Raw genomic sequence first — 18,154 nt, 5'->3', positions numbered from 1 at the left:
TTCCTCCTAGATAAGAAAGGAGGCTGGGACCTTCGTCATCAACCTCTTTCATCTCGAACTTTTTATAAAAGGAAGCTGGGAAAAGACAAACAACTTACTTCCCACTGTCTTCCTTTGTTGGACGATAAACTCTTGGTACGCGATCGCTCAAGACACAAACAACCTCATAGTTGATAGTACCACGATAGACTGCTACATCTGTTGTCGTTATAGCTAGATCACCATCCCTTCCGATCAATACCACCTTAGTCCCAATCGGGTAGGCCTTCGGTAGGCGAATGGTGATCTGGTCCATGGATACGCGACCAACAATCGGGCAGAATTGCCCATCGACAAGGACATGAAAACCTTGCATATCTCTGGTCCAGCCATCTGCATAGCCAATCGGAATGGTTCCAATCCACTCTTCCTCACTAGTCTGATAGGTCGCTCCATAGCCAACAGTCTGACCCACTTCTAGTGGTTTGATATGGACCAATTCTGTTTCCAGACTCAAAGCAGGACGGATGCTATAGGGAAGCTCTAACTCTCTTCCACTTGGATTGAGACCATACATGACATCGCCTAGTCGGACAGCATTAAAAATGGTATCAGAATGCCATAAAGTTGTTGCTGAATTGCTGGCATGAACGATTTTAGGAGTATAGGGCAAGAGCTCCAATAAGTTCTTAAATCGTTGCAATTGGCCTTGGAAATGCCGGTCATCTTTCTCATCAGCTGTTGCAAAATGAGTAAAGATCCCTTCCACTTCTGCTCCATGGTCTCTTAATAGGATCATGGCTTCCTGCAAGTCTTCTGCCGAACGAAAACCAATTCGTCCCATTCCTGAATCCACTTTAATATGAACCTTCAACCCAGTCAAATCAGACTTTTCAGCCAACAATGCTTTCAACCACTCGAGACTAGCCACTGTATAACGAATTTCCTCTTTGATGGCGATCGCAACGTGTTCGACTGGTGCAACTCCCAAAATTAAAATCGGTTTTTCATCTGCTACTTGGCGAACTTCCAAGGCTTCATCTAAGTTGGAGACACAAAAAGCATCTACTAGTGGCAATAAGCGTTCTACCACTGGCACAACCCCATGGCCGTATGCATTTGCCTTGACAACTGCAAAGGTCAAGGTCTCTTTCGGAATATGGGCTTGTATTTGTTGAACATTATAGGCAATAGCCTCTACATCCACATATGCTCGCGTTGGTCTATGTATACTAGCTTTCATTTCTTTCCTCCAAAATGACACTGGTCGAAACTAAATCGCCTGAGTGACTAATCGATACCCAAATCTTTCCACTAAAAGGAGCTTTTGAAAAATAGGGAGCCCCTTTTTGATTGGTTAGAATTTCCAGATCCTGAAATCCTACTGGACCAATTCCTGTTCCCCAAGCCTTGGAAAAAGCTTCTTTGGCAGACCATCGACCTGCCAGGTATTCCATTTTCCTTTTCCCAGATAATTGGTCGAACCGTTCTCGTTCCGTCTCTGTCAACACCTTGGAAGCAAATCTCGGATGTCTCTGGTAGGCTTGTTCAATGGATTGGATCGATTCGATATCTATCCCATGTCCAACAATCATATCTTTTCCTCTTTAATGATTTTCTATCAGCAACTCTATTTAAGAAGGAAAGGGCTGAGAATATTTTCTCCAGCCCTCTCCTCTTATTCAGCTACATACTGATAAATTTCTCGTACTAAGCTTTCTGTCTTTTCCCAACCCAAGCATGGGTCTGTGATCGATTGACCAAATACTTCTGGTTGATCTTGACGACCGTCCTCTAGATAAGATTCAATCATAAATCCACGGACGACATCATGGATAATTGGATTCCAGCTACGATTTGTAAGGGTTTCTCTGACAATGCGAATCTGCTCAGCAAATTTTTTCCCAGAATTATCATGATTGGTATCAACCAGGATAAATGGATGTTGCAAGCCCAAGGCTTGGTAGCGATGCGCAGCTTCTAGCAAATCTTCATAGTGGTAGTTTGGAATGTTTTTCCCATTCGCGTCTAAGGCTCCACGCAGAATAGCATGCCCGAATGGATTTCCACTTGTCTCCACAGAACGACCATTATAGAAGAAATGGTGCCCATGTTGTGCAGCATAAATTGCATTAAACATGACCGACAGATTTCCAGACGTTGGATTTTTCAATCCAGTTGGGACTGAGATGCCACTCGCCACAAATCTATGGCCTTGATCTTCTACAGAACGTGCCCCAATGGCAACATAAGAAAGGAGATCTTCAACAAATGGGTAGGTCTCTGGATACAACAGTTCATCTGCTGTTGTCAAACCAGTTTCGGTAATCACTCGATGATGTAGGCGACGAACAGCCTTTAAACCAGCTACAAAGCTAGGTTCTGAAGCGGTATCTGGCTGATGCATCAAGCCTTTGTAGCCATCTCCATTGGTCCGAGGTTTGGCAGTATAGACCCGCATCACAATGAAGACCCGATCTTTAACTTCTTCTTGAAGGGTTGCAAGGCGACGAGCATATTCCATCACTGCTTCCTCATTATCTGATGAACATGGTCCCATCACAAGCAAAATCCGCTTATCTTCCCCTTTCAAAATAGAGGCTAATTCACGGTCACGCGCTTCTTTGCGAGCCAGATGTTCACCTTCTAAGCGATAAAGAGAGGTTACTGCTGTTTCATCAATGATTGGGCTAGTAGCTGTAAAAGACATAGGCCGATCCTTTCATACGATTAGAGTTTTTTACCGTGGCAGTTTTTAAATTTCTTACCAGATCCACATGGACAGATGTCATTGCGTTTGATTTGACTCAAGTCAAGATTTTCTGGTAAATCAGTTTTTTGAGCGGCAATATTACGAGTCGCTGTCGTTGAAATACTGTGTTCTGTACGTGGACGCTCTTGTTCGTGGATTTGAGCTTTCATCATCAAACGAGTCACATCAAACTCGATAGAGCCAATCATATCGTTGAACATACGGAATCCTTCTGATTGGTATTCAACCACAGGATTGTTTTGTGCATAACCACGGAGACCGACAGCATTACGCAATTGATCCAAGGCATCGATGTGATCAGTCCATTTGCTATCCACAACGCGAAGAATCAAGACTTTTTGGAATTCTCTGACTGCTTCTTCATCACGTAATTTCGCTACTTGGTTTTCATAAACCTCTTCAGCGCGTTTGTACAAGTAATCAATCACATCTTTATCAGATTTACCTTCAATATCGCTCTCTGAAATCGTATCTTCAGGGACCAAATTGTATTTGGCAAAGTTCAAGATAGCTTCGATTCGTTCTTCCTTGCTTGAATGGCTTGCTCCTTCAACGATCCGTTTAATCGTCCGCTTGATCATAGCCTTGATTTCTGGCGCCAAATCACGATCTGCTGTAATGACATCATAGCGTTGAGAGTAGATAATCTCGCGTTGTTCCCGCATAACATCATCATACTGAAGGACTTGCTTACGAGTGTCATAGTTGTTCCCTTCCACTCGTTTTTGAGCTGCTTCGACTTGGCGTGTAAACATGTTAGATCTGATGACAGATTCTTCTTCGCTTAATTTGAAGCGGTCCAGCAAGGCTTTGATACGCTCTGAACCGAAACGACGCATCAACTCATCTTCAAGAGAAAGGTAGAATTGAGATTCACCTGGGTCCCCTTGACGTCCAGAACGTCCACGCAACTGGTTATCAATACGACGGCTTTCATGACGCTCGGTACCAATCACACAAAGTCCACCGAGTTCACGAACCCCTTCACCGAGCTTGATATCGGTACCACGTCCGGCCATGTTGGTCGCGATGGTAACGGCACCACGTTGACCAGCGTTCATGATGATTTGCGCTTCTTTGTAGTGGTTTTTCGCATTCAAGACTTCGTGAGGAACGCCCGCTTCAACCAAGAGGCGAGATAGGTAGTCACTGGTTTCAACAGCAACGGTACCCACCAAGACTGGTTGGCCTTTTTCATAGCGAGCTTTTACATCTTCTACTACAGCTTTAAACTTAGATTTCAAGCTTGGGTAGAGAAGGTCTGGATGGTCGATACGAGCAATCGGACGGTTGGTTGGAATTGGAATAACGCGAATGTTGTAGATTTCACGGAATTCTTCTTCTTCTGTTTTACCAGTACCTGTCATCCCTGAAAGTTTCTTGTACATCCGGAACAAGTTTTGGTAAGTAATAGAAGCTGATGTTTTGGTTTCTTCTTGGACTGGTACACCTTCTTTAGCTTCAATCGCTTGGTGCAAGCCGTCTGAATAACGACGACCTTCCATGGTACGACCTGTAAATTGGTCGACGATCAAGATTTCTTGATCCTCACTGACTACATAGTCGATATCCAAAATCATGATGTAGTTTGCACGGAGGGCATTGTCAATGTAGTGCGTCAAAGCAACATTTTCAATGTCATACAAGTTTTCAAGCTTAAAGTAGCTTTCAGCCTTATCAATCCCAGAATCTGACAAACCAATGGTTTTTGAAGGGACATCAATAATGTAGTCTTCTTCCTCCAAAGATTTCACAAAGGCATCCGCCATGTGATAAAGTTGGCTAGTTTCTGTAGAAGTCTGACCTGAGACAATCAATGGCGTACGGGCTTCATCGATTAAGATAGAGTCTACCTCATCGACCAAGGCGTAGTTCAAAGGACGTTGTACCATGTTTTCGGCACGAACAACCATGTTATCACGCAAGTAGTCAAAACCAATTTCCGCGTTGGTTGAATAGGTGATATCACAAGCATAAGCTTCTTGTTTTTCAGACGGTGATTTTGCAGCTAGGTTGATCCCAACTGAAAGACCTAGCCATGAGTACAATTCTCCCATCTCTGTCGCGTCACGTTCTGTCAGGTATTCGTTGACAGTGACAACGTGAACCCCTTTACCAGATAGGGCATTCAAATACACCGGCATGGTCGCAGTCAAGGTTTTCCCTTCCCCTGTACGCATTTCTGGAACGTCACCATGGTGAAGAACAATCCCACCCATGACCTGTACTTTATAAGGGAACAAGCCCAAGACACGCTTGGCACCTTCACGAACTACCGCAAAAGCTTCATACAGAAGGTCATCCAATGATTCGCCATCTTGGTAGCGTTGCTTGAACTCTTCTGTTTTCGCTTTCAGTTCATCATCTGACAAGGCAGCCATTTGATCTTCGTATGAGAAGACCTTGTCTGCCATCTTTTCCAATCGTCTTAATTCACCTTTATCATTTTCGATAATTGTTTTTAATAAATTAGCCATTAGTTTCCTTACTTTTCAAATTTCTTAAATTTTAAACGTTCTTTTTATTATAGCATTTTTTAAACATTTTTTCAAGATAAAGGCTGTATCTTACAAGACTTTCGAGTGGTTTTTTCGTGTGAGAAAATCCAAAAAGATGCCTGCTCAAGCAGACATCTGAAAGTGAAGACAAACTGTTCATTGATACAAATCTAATAAATTCTATAAAAATTATACTCGTTAGAATTATTCAATCATCTACTAAAACTTTGTTTTTAATCCGAATCACCTCTATAGTAGACATCTCTTCTTTATGCGATAGTTATTCAGACAAATGGTAAGAATAGCTTGCCACAACCACTTCTTCATGCCAACGAAGTGCATACTTCAATTTCAAACTCATTTGGTTGTGGAGAATATTTTGCCAATGTTTTTTAGGGATAAATTGAGGAACTAAGACTGTGACGGTGTTTCCTTTTTCCTTGGCCTCCTCAGCTACTTTTGAGACAAATTCAACTGTTGGTTGGATAATATCCCGGTAACTTGTCATAACATTTTCAAAGCGAATATGAGGGAAATAATGCTTAAATTCTTCTGCTACCTCAGCATCTTTGACCTTGGTTTCTTCCGTTGACACGTGCATCGCTACAACATCGTTTCCTAGGCTATTTGCATAACTCATAGCTCCCACGCTTACCTGAGTGACATTCCCAACAAGGACAATGACAGTATTGCCCGCGTAATTTGTCTTTTCGATCTTCCTTCCCAAACGCAATTGAGCCGCAACTTTATCATAGTGATTGCGAATACTTAAGAACATCCAAAGTAAAAGACCGATTATAGGGAAGAAAGGCCAGATCTCACTCAGACGGAACAACAAGAGGATCAAGACAATCCCATAACAGATAGCAGCCCCGAGGATATTAGCCAGCGAATACTTGAGAAATCCTTTTTGATATTGGCGTTTCCAATGAATGACCATCCCTGTTTGAGAAAGGGCAAAAGGAATGAAGACCCCAATGGTATAAAGCGGAATCAAGCTTTCTGTTTGTCCATCAAAGATCAAGAGTAAGACGATGGCACCAATCGCCAAGGTCAAAATCCCATTGGAATAGCCCAGACGATCTCCTTTTTCCATATACATGTGTGGCATGTATTTGTTTTTAGCCATGTTAAAGGCCAACATTGGAAAGGCTGAGAAACCAGTATTCGCAGCTACTGCCAGGATCAAAGCTGTTGATAATTGAAAGACGTAAAAGAAGGCTTGACCGACTGGGGAATTCCCTAAGATGGCTTGGGCCATTTGGGCTAGAGTTGTTACCCCTTTTGCCGGAACAACACCCACCCAGTAATTAAGGAAGGTAATCCCTGCAAACATGATCCCCAAAATCAAAGCCATAATGGTCAAAGTAGAGGCAGCATTCTTTGCTTTTGGTTTCTTAAAGAAGGGAACCGAATTGGAGATGGCTTCAACACCTGTTAGGGAAGCCGATCCACTCGTAAAGGCCCGCAACAAGAGAATAATGCTAACCCCTGAAATAGTTTGGCCAACATGCGCAGTCGCGTTATAGGCCAAATGCCCTGTCAAAATTTGGATCACGCCATAGCCGATTAAGGCAATGGTACTGACGATGAACAGGTAGACCGGAATCATCAAGGATGTGGCCGATTCGCGCAGTCCCCGAAGGTTCATCAGCATCAAAAGCAAGACCAACAAAATGGAAATGTGAAGATTATAAGGATGAAGAGAGGGAATCGCTGACGTGATGGCATCTGCACCGGAAGAAACAGATACCGCTACTGTCAGCATATAGTCAACCAAGAGACTTCCACCAGCAATCAAACCCGCTTTGGGAGACAGGTTCTCCGAAGTCACCATATAGGCTCCTCCCCCTTGAGGGTAGGCATGAATGACCTGACGATAAGAAATCGTTAAACTGGCTAGGAGAACCAAGACCACAATCCCAATTGGAATGGACCACCAAATGGCTCCTGCTGATACGGTCATCAAGACCAGGATAACTTGCTCTGGACCATAGGCAATAGAAGAAAGTGCGTCACTAGAGAGCATAGCCAAGGCCTGCATTTTCCCTAGCAATCCTCCTTCACCTTCTGCACCAGATTTCAACGGACGGCCAATAAACCATTTTTTCAATGTTGAAAACATAAAAAACTCCTTGAAAAAAGATCATGAGGCCGGGAATTCCCTGCCTCTTTTCATAAAACAGGGGTTATTCTACTCCTTTTTTTCAAGACTGTCAACTTAAATTATGAAATTTTCATAAAGTTTTCATCGTCTTCATTCATTCGAGCTCTCTTAGATCGGTCCGCTTCTTTCAAATTGATCCAAGCAAAAAACGAGGCTGGGACAAAAATCCTAGCCTCTCAATTATTTTTGGATTGTCGAGCAAGACGCAGTGGTTGAGTGGGCTCTACTACGCTGATTTCATCAGCTTTTACAGCCCTACTCAACTGTGCGGAGGTGGGACGACGAAATCGAATTCTAACGAATTACCGATTTCTGTCCCACTCTCTCTTTTTTATTTTGCTTGATTTTCGACATAAAAGGCAATGACATCCGAAGTGTACTGGGCTGTGCCAGCTCCAAACTTGTCGATGTTTTCCTTGAATTCTGGATTATAGACATAGCCTTTGCCGATATGGCCAAAAACCTCTATAGAGCAGTCAAATCCATACGTTCGAATCGCGTCTAAAAGTTTGGCGGCTTCTTCTTGGTTTTCCGATGCTGTTACTGGCAAACCAGCCTGGAGGTTTTTCGCCAAGGCTTGAAAGACTTGATTAAAGGCTCTTGTCGCCTCCTCTTCTCGACCTTTTTGGCGTTCAAGCGCTTGATCCATGACTTCTTGACCGTACTTCTCTACCGCCTCTTGCTGGTATTTTTTAGTATCTTGGTAGCTAAATCCAGTAAATTTTTCCTCAATGGTCATTTTTCTTTCTCCTTTTTGTTCCTGAATGGTTTTTTGCAAGGTGGAAATCAAGGTATCCAGGCGTTGCCTTTCTTGAGTCAAATAGTCCAACTGTTTGGTCAAATGGGGCAATAAGTTAGATTTTTCCTCGGCTAAGAGTTCTGCTATTTGGTCTAAGGAAAACCCTAGATACTTATAGTAGAGAATCACCTGTAATCGTTCTAAATCTTCTTGACTATATACCCGATAGCCATTTTCAGATTTGACAGGAACGAGAAGTCCTATCTTGTCATAGTGGTGCAAGGTCTTGACAGAGACACCTGACAGCTCTGCAGCTTCTTTGATATGGTACATGATTTCCTCCTTACAAAGATAGTATAATCCCTCCCCTTAGGTCAGAGTCAAGACTTAACATAAAAATAGTTTTCAGATAAAAAAGGCTTGAGTTGTTCCACAGCTTTTAACTCAAACCCTTTCTTTTTTATGGATGACTTACGATCAATTCTATACCTTGCCCTTCCAAAGTCCAGGATTCAACATCGCTCGGTAAGATAAAGTGACTTCCTTTTTGAATAGGATAATCCTTTCCAGCTACCGTCAATTTCCCTTCTCCGGCTAAGACGCTCAATAAGCTGTAATCATGGGTCTTTTCAAATCGAACTTCCCCATTGACTACCCATTTATGAACACCAAAGAAGTCATTGGCCACTAACAAAGTAGACGACAAGTGATCCACTTTTTCCTCAACTGGTCGGCTATTCGCTGGAGCCCCTAGGTTCAGCACATCAATGGACTGTTCAATGTGCAACTCACGTAAATTTCCTTGATCATCTTTGCGATCAAAGTCGTAAACTCGATAGGTCGTGTCGCTTGATTGCTGGGTTTCCAAGATTAAGATACCTGAACCGATGGCATGCATGGTTCCACTTGGCACATAGAAGAAATCTCCCGCTTTCACAGGAACCCGCGCTAACAGATCATCCCATTCTTTGGCTTCAATCATTTGACGCAATTCTTCCTTAGACTGAGCGTGGTGACCATAGATAATCTCTGCCCCTTCATCAGCGGCAATAATGTACCAGCATTCAGTTTTCCCAAGTTCTCCTTCATGCTCCATTCCATAGGCATCATCTGGGTGAACCTGAACACTGAGCCAGTCATTAGCATCTAGAATCTTTGTCAACAAAGGAAAGACCGGTTCTGGTCGATTCCCAAACAATTCGCGATGCTCTGCATATAGTTGGTCTAAGCCCATTCCAGCATAAGGTCCATTCTTAACAACAGAAACACCATGTGGATGGGCCGAAATAGCCCAGTATTCACCAACATGATCGCTCGGGATTTCATAGCCAAACTCATCTCGTAATCTAGTTCCACCCCAAATTTTTTCCTGCATAACTGATTGTAAAAATAGCGGTTGTGACATACCTGCCTCCATATATCCTTGTATTCAATACCTTATTATACCAAATTCCACTTGTTTTTGAAAGCCCTGCCAAGCTCTTTAGCCTCTTTTTAATTTTTTGCACGTTTTTCGCATTTTTACCGGCTTTCCGCTATAATAGGAATATGAACCTCAAAGAATCCATTATCGAATTGGCTCACTCCATTGGTATTTCAAAAATTGGCTTTACCACTGCGGATGATTTTTCCTATTTAGAAAAATCCCTCCGCCTAGCTGTGGAAGAAGGCCGAAATTCTGGTTTTGAGCACAAAAATATTGAAGAACGAATCCAACCACGCTTAAGTTTAGCTTCTGCTAAAACGATTATTTCCATTGCCGTTGCCTATCCCCACAAGTTAAAACAACAACCTCAGAAGACGGCCTATAAACGCGGAAAATTCACCCCCAATAGCTGGGGCCTTGATTATCACTATGTCTTGCAGGATAAATTAGACCGCCTAGCACGAGGGATTGAAGAATTAACCGCCAACTTCGAATACAAGGGCATGGTGGATACCGGTGCCTTAGTGGATACCGCGGTTGCTCAACGAGCAGGGGTTGGCTTTATCGGAAAGAACGGCCTCGTCATCTCAAAAGAATACGGTTCTTATATGTTTTTAGGGGAGCTTATCACCAACCTAGAGATTGAACCCGATCAAGCCGTTGACTATGGTTGCGGAGATTGTAACCGCTGTGTAGAAGCCTGCCCGACTTCTTGTTTAATCGGAGATGGCTCTATGAATGCCCGACGTTGCCTATCCTTTCAGACCCAAGACAAGGGGATGATGGATCTGGAATTCCGTAAAAAGATTAAAACGGTCATCTACGGTTGTGATATCTGTCAAATCTGCTGTCCCTACAACCGTGGTCTGGACAATCCGCTAGCCACTGATATCGATCCTGAACTAGCTCATCCGGAATTAATCCCCTTTATTGAGTTATCCAATGGACAATTCAAGGAAAAATTTGGAATGGTCGCTGGTAGTTGGCGGGGAAAGAATATTCTCCAGCGTAATGCTATCATTGCTTTGGCCAATGCTAATGACCGGTCTGCTATTCCTAAACTGTTAGAAATCATCGAAACCTCGCAAAACCAGATTCATATTGCAACAGCCATTTGGTCACTGGGAGAGCTGATTCGAGAAGTCACACCTGACTTGGTTGATTTGTTAACTTCCCTCAAAAACCCAAGTCCAGCTATTATAGAAGAACGCGAACGCTTCTTCCAAAAATTCCAACACCAAATCTCACATAATTAAAAACTGCCTAACTGAGTTAGGCAGTTTCAGATTGAAGACAAAGTAATTTTAAAAACTTTCCTTAGGTGAGTACGGACGTCATGGAACTTCTAGGAAGTTCCATGACTTAGTTTTGGATCTAAGGGTTCCAAAACTCCCGAGTGCCTGAAACAACTCTGTTTCAGGCACTTTTCTCAGGACGGAAAGTTTTTTTCAAATTCTTTAATGAATAAAAATAAAAGTCATTTTTTTAAAAATCATCTAGCTGTTTTATGTAAAACAATAGTTTTTCTACATTCAAAAACTTCTTCCATCCAACCTCTATCAGAAAATTCCTAATAGAGAAAAACTGACGATCCCCCATAGGAGTGCAACGACAAATCCGACTACGACATCACGGACAAAATGGAGTCCTGCCAGAACACGAACTCCTGCCAATAGAAGAGCCAGGAGGAGGCCAAAGCTAGATAAAAGAGGATTCACTCCCCAGGCTACTGTCGAAATGATGGCCGCCGAAAAGACATGCCGACTTGGCATGGAACTCCCCTTGCCTTCTCTCTCTAAAAGAGGGGGAAACGCGCCAATCTCATAGGGACGGGGCCAATTGATTGCTTTTCGAATGACACTCAGTAACATAAAGCCAGATGCCGGAACCAACAAATAGGCAAGAACAACCCAAATCTCGGAAGCTTTCAGATAAGCTGCCCAAAGAACATAAACATAAAGGAGTGGCATCAGCAGGGTGACGAGGCGGTTGACCCACTTTAATAAAGAAAGATAATAGGAATGGGAGACTAAAAATGGTCTAACCCGTTCATAGAACAAATATTCTTTTTTCATCAATAATTTCTCTTCGATCGATTCCTTAACAAGCAGCAACTAGACCTAGATCAAAATCCCTTCCAGGTGATCTAGCTCATGCTGGCAAATCTGGGCCGCAAAACCTTCTAAGCTTATGAGCTGAGGCTTCCAATTCATGTCGCGATAGGAGACCTGAATCTTTTCAAAGCGGCTCGTTTTTCGGCTCCCTGCCAAAGAAAGGCACCCCTCTTCTGTCTCATAAACTCCTTCTTTCTTGACTAGAACAGGGTTAAAGAGAACCAAAGGCATCAAACCAAATTGGATAATGATCACTCGCTTGCGTACACCAATCATATTAGCCGCCATGCCAACACAGGAATCCTGGTGAGCTCGTAAGGTATCTTGTAAGTCTTGCGCCAGATACAAATCCTCTTTTGTCGCTTCTTCAGATACTTGACTCAAAAAGAAGGGATCCTTCATAATGGCTTTTTCCATCATTTCTCCTCTCTTGCTTAAAAAAGAGAAGGTCATTCATCCATCTTCCCGACGAAGAACTCCCTCCCCTAGCATTTCATGCTTTTTGTTGTTTCAGCCTTACCTGATTAGTCTTTTTTGCTGACTTGTTTTGCTAAGACAAAGTTACCCAAGGTTGCTGAACCATTTCCAGCTACCGCAGGAGTCACGATGTAGTCACGAACATCTGGAACTGGTAAGTAGCCGTTCAATAATACTGTGAATTTTTCACGAACGCGATCCAACATGTGCTGTTGTGCCATCACTCCTCCACCAAATACAATCACATCTGGGCGGAAGGTTACAGTCGCATTAACAGCAGCTTGAGCAATATAGTAGGCTTGGATATCCCATACAGAGCTATTGAGCTCGATATTTTCCCCACGAATACCAGTACGAGCTTCCAGGCTTGGACCAGCCGCAAGACCTTCTAAACAGTCTCTGTGGAATGGACACACACCGTTAAATTCTTTTTCAACATCCATTGGGTGTTTGTCAACATAGTAATGGCCCATCTCAGGATGTCCTACTCCACCAATGAATTCACCACGCTGGATGACACCTGCACCAATTCCTGTACCGATTGTGTAGTAGACTAAGTTTTCAATCCGTGCACCCGCATTATTACGAGCGACAACTTCACCATATGCTGAGCTATTTACGTCCGTTGTAAAGTAAATCGGTACATTTAATGCACGACGGAAAGCACCTACTACATCAACATTCGCCCAATGGGGTTTGGGAGTTGTTGTAATAAAACCATATGTTTTTGAATTTTTATCAATGTCAATCGGTCCAAATGAGCCAATCGCTAAACCAGCAAGAGTTTCAAATTTAGAGAAAAATTCAATACATTTATCAAGGGTTTCAATAGGAGTTGTTGTTGGAAACTGTGTCTTTTCAATGACGTTATTATTTTCGTCACCTACAGCACAAACAAACTTTGTTCCACCAGCTTCAAGACTTCCATATAATTTAGTCATATCAATCCTCTTCTTCAATTCTCTTTTTTTCTATTATATCATAAAGGAAAACGGTTCACTTCTATTCCTTAAAGAAAAAACTACTCTTATTTATGTTTCAACATTAGGTGAGCAACTTTTTCATTCCAAACCTCATCTCCAAACAAAATTCAAGGACTGGAGGATACCCTAACCAGTCCTTGAGCAATCATATTTTAGATTATGCTTTTACTTCAATAATCGCATCGCCTTTAGCAACTGCACCAGTAGCTACTGGAGTTACTGAAGCATAGTCAGCTGTGTTTGTGACGATGACCATTGTTGTATCATCAAGACCAGCTGCTGCAATTTTAGCAGAATCAAATGTTCCAAGAACATCTCCAGCTTTGACCTTGTCACCTTGAGCAACTTTTTTCTCAAAACCGTCACCATTCATTGAAACAGTGTCGATCCCAACGTGGATCAAGATTTCAGCACCATTCGCTGTCTTCAAACCGAAGGCATGTCCAGTTGCAAAAGCAATCGTTACTTCAGCATCTGCAGGAGCATAAACGACACCTTCAGATGGCTTCACTGCAATCCCTTGACCCATAGCACCGCTTGAGAATACAGGGTCATTCACATTTTCTAAAGCAACAGCTTGCCCAACGATTGGAGAGATGATGGTTTCATCTTGAAGAGATGCTGGAACAGTTCCAGTTGTTTCTTCTTCAATAATTGCACCAGCTTCTTCGTCCTCTGCACGAACTGATGAAGCTTCATCTTCATAACCAAACATATATGTCAAACCGAAACTTAGTGCAGTTGTAAATACAACCATAAATACATATTTCAATAATTGACCATTTAGATAGAGAAGTGTTCCTGGAATAATTGTAATACCAAATCCTGTACCAGCAAGGTTTAACATAGATGCAATCCAACCACCTACAGCACCTGCTCCCAAAGCAATAACGAATGGTTTCACATAACGCAAGTTCACACCAAAGATTGCTGGCTCAGTAATACCTAATAAGGCAGAAATAGTTGCAGGAAATGCTAAAGCTTTCACTTTTTGAGATTTTGATTTCACTGCCACAGCTAAAGTCGCACCAGCTTGTGCAGTCATAGCAGCTGTAATAATTGCATTAAATGGATCTTTTTTATCCGAAGTAATTAATTGCGATTCAAGAAGATTAAAAATATGATGGACACCAGTAACAACAATCAACTGATGAACCCCACCGATAAGAAGACCTGCAAGACCGAATGGTAAATTTAAAATAAACTTAGTTGCATTCAGTACATGTTCCTCGATGCTGTGGAAGAATGGTCCAATAATAAACAAGGCGAGGAATGACATGATTGTTAATGTAAATAATGGAACCAATAACAAATCTAAGACATCTGGAATTTTCTTATGGAGCCATTTTTCAAGTTTCGCACCAATTAGACCAACGAAGAAAGCGGGAAGAACTGAGTTCTGGAATCCAACTACATGATGGAAGATACCAAAGAACGTTGCTGCTTTAGAAGGATCTTCCGCTACAACCCACGCATTTGGAAGTGTCGGACTAACCATCATCAAACCAATTACAATCCCAAGAACAGGATTTCCACCAAATACTCGGAATGCAGACCATGAAATCAAGGCTGGGAAGAAGGCAAACGCAGTATCGGTTAAAATTGTTGAATAGGTATAGAAATCTGTAGATTTAAATGCGTCTGCTGTAGTACCAAACAAAGCCAACACTTGGTCTTGAGCAATAGCACCACGAATTCCCATAAACAAACCAGTTGCAACGATTGCTGGTAAAATTGGGACAAAAACATCCCCGAAGGTACGAATAGCTCGTTGGAACCAATTTCCTTGTTTAGCGGCTTCAGCTTTCATTTCATCTTTTGATGAAGTTGGCAAGCCTAGAGCTACTACTTCATCGTAGATCTTGTTTACAGTACCAGTACCAAAGATGATTTGGTATTGACCTGAGTTAAAGAAAGCTCCCTGTACTTTTTCAATGTTCTCAACAACATCTTTGTTGATTTTTGCTTCATCTTTGACCATCACGCGAAGACGAGTCGCACAGTGAGCAACACTGCTAACGTTCTCAACTCCACCGATTGCATCGATGACTTTTTTTGCAATTTCTGTATTTGACATTTGCAAAAATCTCCTTATTTTTTATTGTTTTGAAAACGGTTCACCCGTCTCTACGCATTTAATTGTACCACGTATTAAGAATATGTCAACCGTTTTGCAGAAAGTTTTTGGTATTTATTTGCAATTTTTGATGGTTTGAAAATAGTACTTTTGATTTTCATTCAGCCAAACGCCTGTCTAATGTAGAATATGGACTTTATCAGGTTTTTAAATTTTCAAAAACTTTCATTCTTTCATTTGTTTTCATAAATCAAATCTAGCCTCCACCTCGATATTTTATGATAAACGTTTGACATTTTTTCTCAATTCTTTGGCCAAAGTCTTGCTTTTTTTTATAGAAATCGGTACTATGGAAGTAAGAAAAATTTTGGAGGAGTCAAATGGAATGGACAACAGAACTTCGGTACAAACGGTATGAAGACTGGACCGAAGAAGAAAAGAAACAAATAAAAGAAAACATGGCTAATTCTCCTTGGCATACTCATTACCATGTCGAACCCAAAACCGGCCTTTTAAATGACCCGAATGGTTTCTCCTATTTTAATGGTAAATGGATTCTCTTTTACCAGAATTTTCCCTTTGGAGCCGCTCACGGATTGAAGTCTTGGGTACAACTGGAAAGTGATGATTTAGTTCATTTTAAAGAAACTGGTCTTAAGGTTTTACCAGACACACCTTTGGATAGCCATGGAGCCTATTCTGGTTCAGCTATGCAATTCGATGACAAACTATTTTTATTCTATACAGGAAATGTACGAGACGAGAACTGGATCCGTCATCCCTACCAAATCGGGGCCCTCTTAGACCAGGATGGAAACCTCGAAAAAATCGACCAAATTCTCATTAATCAACCAGAGGATGCTACCGATCATTTCCGCGACCCACAAATTTTTAAATTCAAAGATCAATACTATGCCATAGTCGGTGGTCAAGACCTTGAGAAAAAAGGATTCGTTCGCCTTTACAAAGCGGTGAATAACGATTATACCAACTGGGTTGAAGTAGGCAATCTTGATTTCAACAATGATTGTACAGCTTATATGATGGAGTGTCCAAACTTGGTCTTCGTCGGAGAGCAACCTGTCCTTCTGTATTGCCCTCAAGGTTTGGACAAAGCAGTCCTCGACTACGATAATATCTACCCAAATATGTATAAGATTGGGGCTTCCTTTGATCCTGAACAAGCTCGTCTCGTTGACGTATCTGAATTACACAACTTGGACTACGGCTTCGAAGCCTATGCAACTCAAGGCTTCAACACTCCTGATGGAAGAGCCTTAACGGTTAGCTGGTTAGGTCTACCAGATGTCGCATACCCATCCGATCGCTATGACCACCAAGGAGCCTTCTCTTTAGTCAAAGAGTTAACTATTCAGAACGGTAAACTTTATCAATATCCGGTCGAAGCAGTAAAAGAGCTCCGCTCCACTTCTTACGAGTTTACAAACAAGGAAAAAACCAATAATTGCTACGAGTTAGAATTAGCCTTTGAAGCCAATAGCAAAAGTGAGATTGTTCTCCTAGCCGATAAAGAAGGCAAAGGACTTTCTATTACTTTTGATATTGCAAATGGTCAAGTCATTGTCGACCGTAGCCAAGCTGGCGAACAATATGCCCAAAAATTTGGGACTACTCGTACTTGCCCGATAGAAAACCAAGCGACAACTGCTACAATTTTCATCGATAACTCGATTTTTGAAATCTTTATCAACAAAGGAGAAAAGGTATTCTCTGGTCGCGTCTTCCCGCATGCTGATCAAACTGGTATCTTGATCAAATCCGGAACACCTACTGGAACATACTACGAACTAGACTATGGTCGCAAAGCTCACTGATGTCGCCAAATTAGCTGGCGTCAGCCCCACGACAGTTTCACGAGTCATTAACAAAAAGGGCTATTTATCTGAAAAAACTGTCTCAAAAGTTAAAGAGGCCATGAGAGAATTGGGCTACAAGCCCAATACGATTGCTCGGAGCCTACAAGGAAAATCAGCCAAGTTAATCGGCTTAATCTTCCCCAAAATCAGCCATGTCTTCTATGCAGAATTAATCGATAAACTGGAAGAAGAACTGTTTAAACATGGGTACAAAACTATTATTTGTAATAGCGAGCATGATTCGGAAAAAGAACGTGAATACATCGAAATGCTAGAAGCCAATCAAGTAGATGGGATTATTTCTGGTAGTCATAATCTAGGAATTGAAGACTATAACCGGGTCACAGCTCCTATTATCGCCTTTGACCGGAACCTCTCCCCTGAGATTCCGGTCGTCTCGTCGGATAACTACGCTGGGGGCGTTCTCGCTGCGGAAACCCTTGCCAAGACAGGGGCAAAAAAGATTATCATGCTCACAGGGAATGATAACTCCAATTCCCCTACTGGCCTCCGGCATGCTGGCTTTGCTTCCGTCCTACCAGAAGCACAAATTATCAATGTTTCCAGTGATTATTCACCCATTCGCAAAGAAATGGAAATCAAGTCCATCTTGACCCAGCAAAAACCGGATGCCATCTTTGCGTCTGACGATCTAACGGCTATTTTGGTGATGAAAATCGCTGACGAACTCGGCATTGCCATTCCAGAAGACCTGAAGATCATTGGCTATGACGGGACCTACTTTATCGAAAATTATTTCCCCCGTCTCACCACCATCAAGCAACCCTTACAGGAAATTGCTCGCCTGACGGTCGACCTTCTTCTTCAAAAAATCGAAGGAAAAGACGTAAAAACAACAGGCTATTTTCTCCCAGTGAGTGTTTTACCTGGCAAAAGTGTTTAAAAGAGAGTGGGACAGAAATCGGTAATTCGTTAGAATTCGATTTCGTCGTCCCACCTCCGCACAGTTGAGTAGGGCTGTAAAAGCTGATAAAATCAGCGCAGTAGAGCCCACTCAACCACTGCGTCTTGTTCGACAATCCA

At 42.2% G+C, this 18,154-nt stretch carries 14 protein-coding genes; 3 read left to right on the top strand and 11 right to left on the bottom strand.

Features of this window, described 5'->3' with window-relative positions; genetic code table 11:
- Positions 1-94 precede the first annotated feature (94 nt).
- The 7 genes from alr to manA form a co-directional block, all read right to left on the bottom strand.
- Positions 95-1,222: an alanine racemase gene (alr, locus tag AC3E8G_RS01415; protein WP_272080138.1), complete on the bottom strand. Its 1,128-nt coding sequence runs from the start codon at positions 1,220-1,222 to the stop codon at positions 95-97.
- Entirely contained in the window at positions 1,212-1,574 is a 363-nt protein-coding gene (gene acpS / locus AC3E8G_RS01410; RefSeq protein WP_006595699.1) for a holo-ACP synthase, read from the bottom strand. The genes alr and acpS overlap by 11 nt, the downstream gene beginning before the upstream one ends.
- A gap of 83 nt (positions 1,575-1,657) precedes the next feature.
- On the bottom strand, positions 1,658-2,689 hold the full coding sequence (locus AC3E8G_RS01405) for a 3-deoxy-7-phosphoheptulonate synthase (RefSeq protein ID WP_154857442.1): 1,032 nt from the start codon (positions 2,687-2,689) through the stop codon (positions 1,658-1,660).
- 20 nt (positions 2,690-2,709) lie between these two features.
- Positions 2,710-5,229, bottom strand: a complete 2,520-nt coding sequence (secA, locus tag AC3E8G_RS01400) for a preprotein translocase subunit SecA (RefSeq protein ID WP_490676850.1) — start codon at positions 5,227-5,229, stop codon at positions 2,710-2,712.
- 301 nt (positions 5,230-5,530) lie between these two features.
- Positions 5,531-7,375 (bottom strand): APC family permease, encoded by a 1,845-nt coding sequence (locus AC3E8G_RS01395; protein ID WP_233331203.1) that lies wholly within the window; start codon positions 7,373-7,375, stop codon positions 5,531-5,533.
- 373 nt (positions 7,376-7,748) lie between these two features.
- Positions 7,749-8,489, bottom strand: a complete 741-nt coding sequence (locus AC3E8G_RS01390; protein WP_490676848.1) for a MerR family transcriptional regulator — start codon at positions 8,487-8,489, stop codon at positions 7,749-7,751.
- Between the two features lie 127 nt (positions 8,490-8,616).
- Complete coding sequence (manA, locus tag AC3E8G_RS01385) at positions 8,617-9,561, bottom strand: mannose-6-phosphate isomerase, class I (RefSeq protein ID WP_233331201.1); 945 nt, start codon at positions 9,559-9,561, stop codon at positions 8,617-8,619.
- A 143-nt stretch (positions 9,562-9,704) separates the two neighbouring features.
- On the opposite strand from manA, the gene queG reads away from it, so the two are divergent.
- Positions 9,705-10,838 (top strand): tRNA epoxyqueuosine(34) reductase QueG, encoded by a 1,134-nt coding sequence (gene queG, locus AC3E8G_RS01380; protein ID WP_490676846.1) that lies wholly within the window; start codon positions 9,705-9,707, stop codon positions 10,836-10,838.
- A gap of 303 nt (positions 10,839-11,141) precedes the next feature.
- Here queG and AC3E8G_RS01375 read toward each other — a convergent pair whose 3' ends face one another.
- From AC3E8G_RS01375 to AC3E8G_RS01360, 4 genes are all read right to left on the bottom strand, one after another.
- On the bottom strand, positions 11,142-11,657 hold the full coding sequence (locus AC3E8G_RS01375; protein ID WP_414285609.1) for a phosphatase PAP2 family protein: 516 nt from the start codon (positions 11,655-11,657) through the stop codon (positions 11,142-11,144).
- 45 nt (positions 11,658-11,702) lie between these two features.
- The gene (locus AC3E8G_RS01370; RefSeq protein WP_048691122.1) at positions 11,703-12,113 is read right to left on the bottom strand and encodes a peptide deformylase; all 411 of its coding nucleotides are present in this window, start codon (positions 12,111-12,113) and stop codon (positions 11,703-11,705) included.
- Between the two features lie 107 nt (positions 12,114-12,220).
- Positions 12,221-13,114, bottom strand: a complete 894-nt coding sequence (scrK, locus tag AC3E8G_RS01365) for a fructokinase ScrK (protein WP_490676845.1) — start codon at positions 13,112-13,114, stop codon at positions 12,221-12,223.
- 199 nt (positions 13,115-13,313) lie between these two features.
- Positions 13,314-15,233, bottom strand: coding sequence for a sucrose-specific PTS transporter subunit IIBC (locus AC3E8G_RS01360; protein WP_293886997.1), 1,920 nt, complete (start codon positions 15,231-15,233; stop codon positions 13,314-13,316).
- Between the two features lie 380 nt (positions 15,234-15,613).
- On the opposite strand from AC3E8G_RS01360, the gene AC3E8G_RS01355 reads away from it, so the two are divergent.
- A complete protein-coding gene (locus AC3E8G_RS01355) occupies positions 15,614-17,068 on the top strand; it encodes a sucrose-6-phosphate hydrolase (RefSeq protein WP_414285606.1) in 1,455 nt (484 codons plus the stop codon).
- Positions 17,049-18,014, top strand: coding sequence for a LacI family DNA-binding transcriptional regulator (locus AC3E8G_RS01350; protein ID WP_048716431.1), 966 nt, complete (start codon positions 17,049-17,051; stop codon positions 18,012-18,014). Before AC3E8G_RS01355 ends, AC3E8G_RS01350 begins: the two co-directional genes overlap by 20 nt.
- The last annotated feature ends 140 nt before the right edge of the window (positions 18,015-18,154 follow it).

The sequence above is a fragment of the Streptococcus sp. SCPM-O-B-15294 (M123) genome (genome assembly GCF_058200455.1).
The sequence above is the reverse complement of the archived record's forward strand: the minus strand, read 5'-3'. Positions and strand labels throughout refer to the sequence as shown.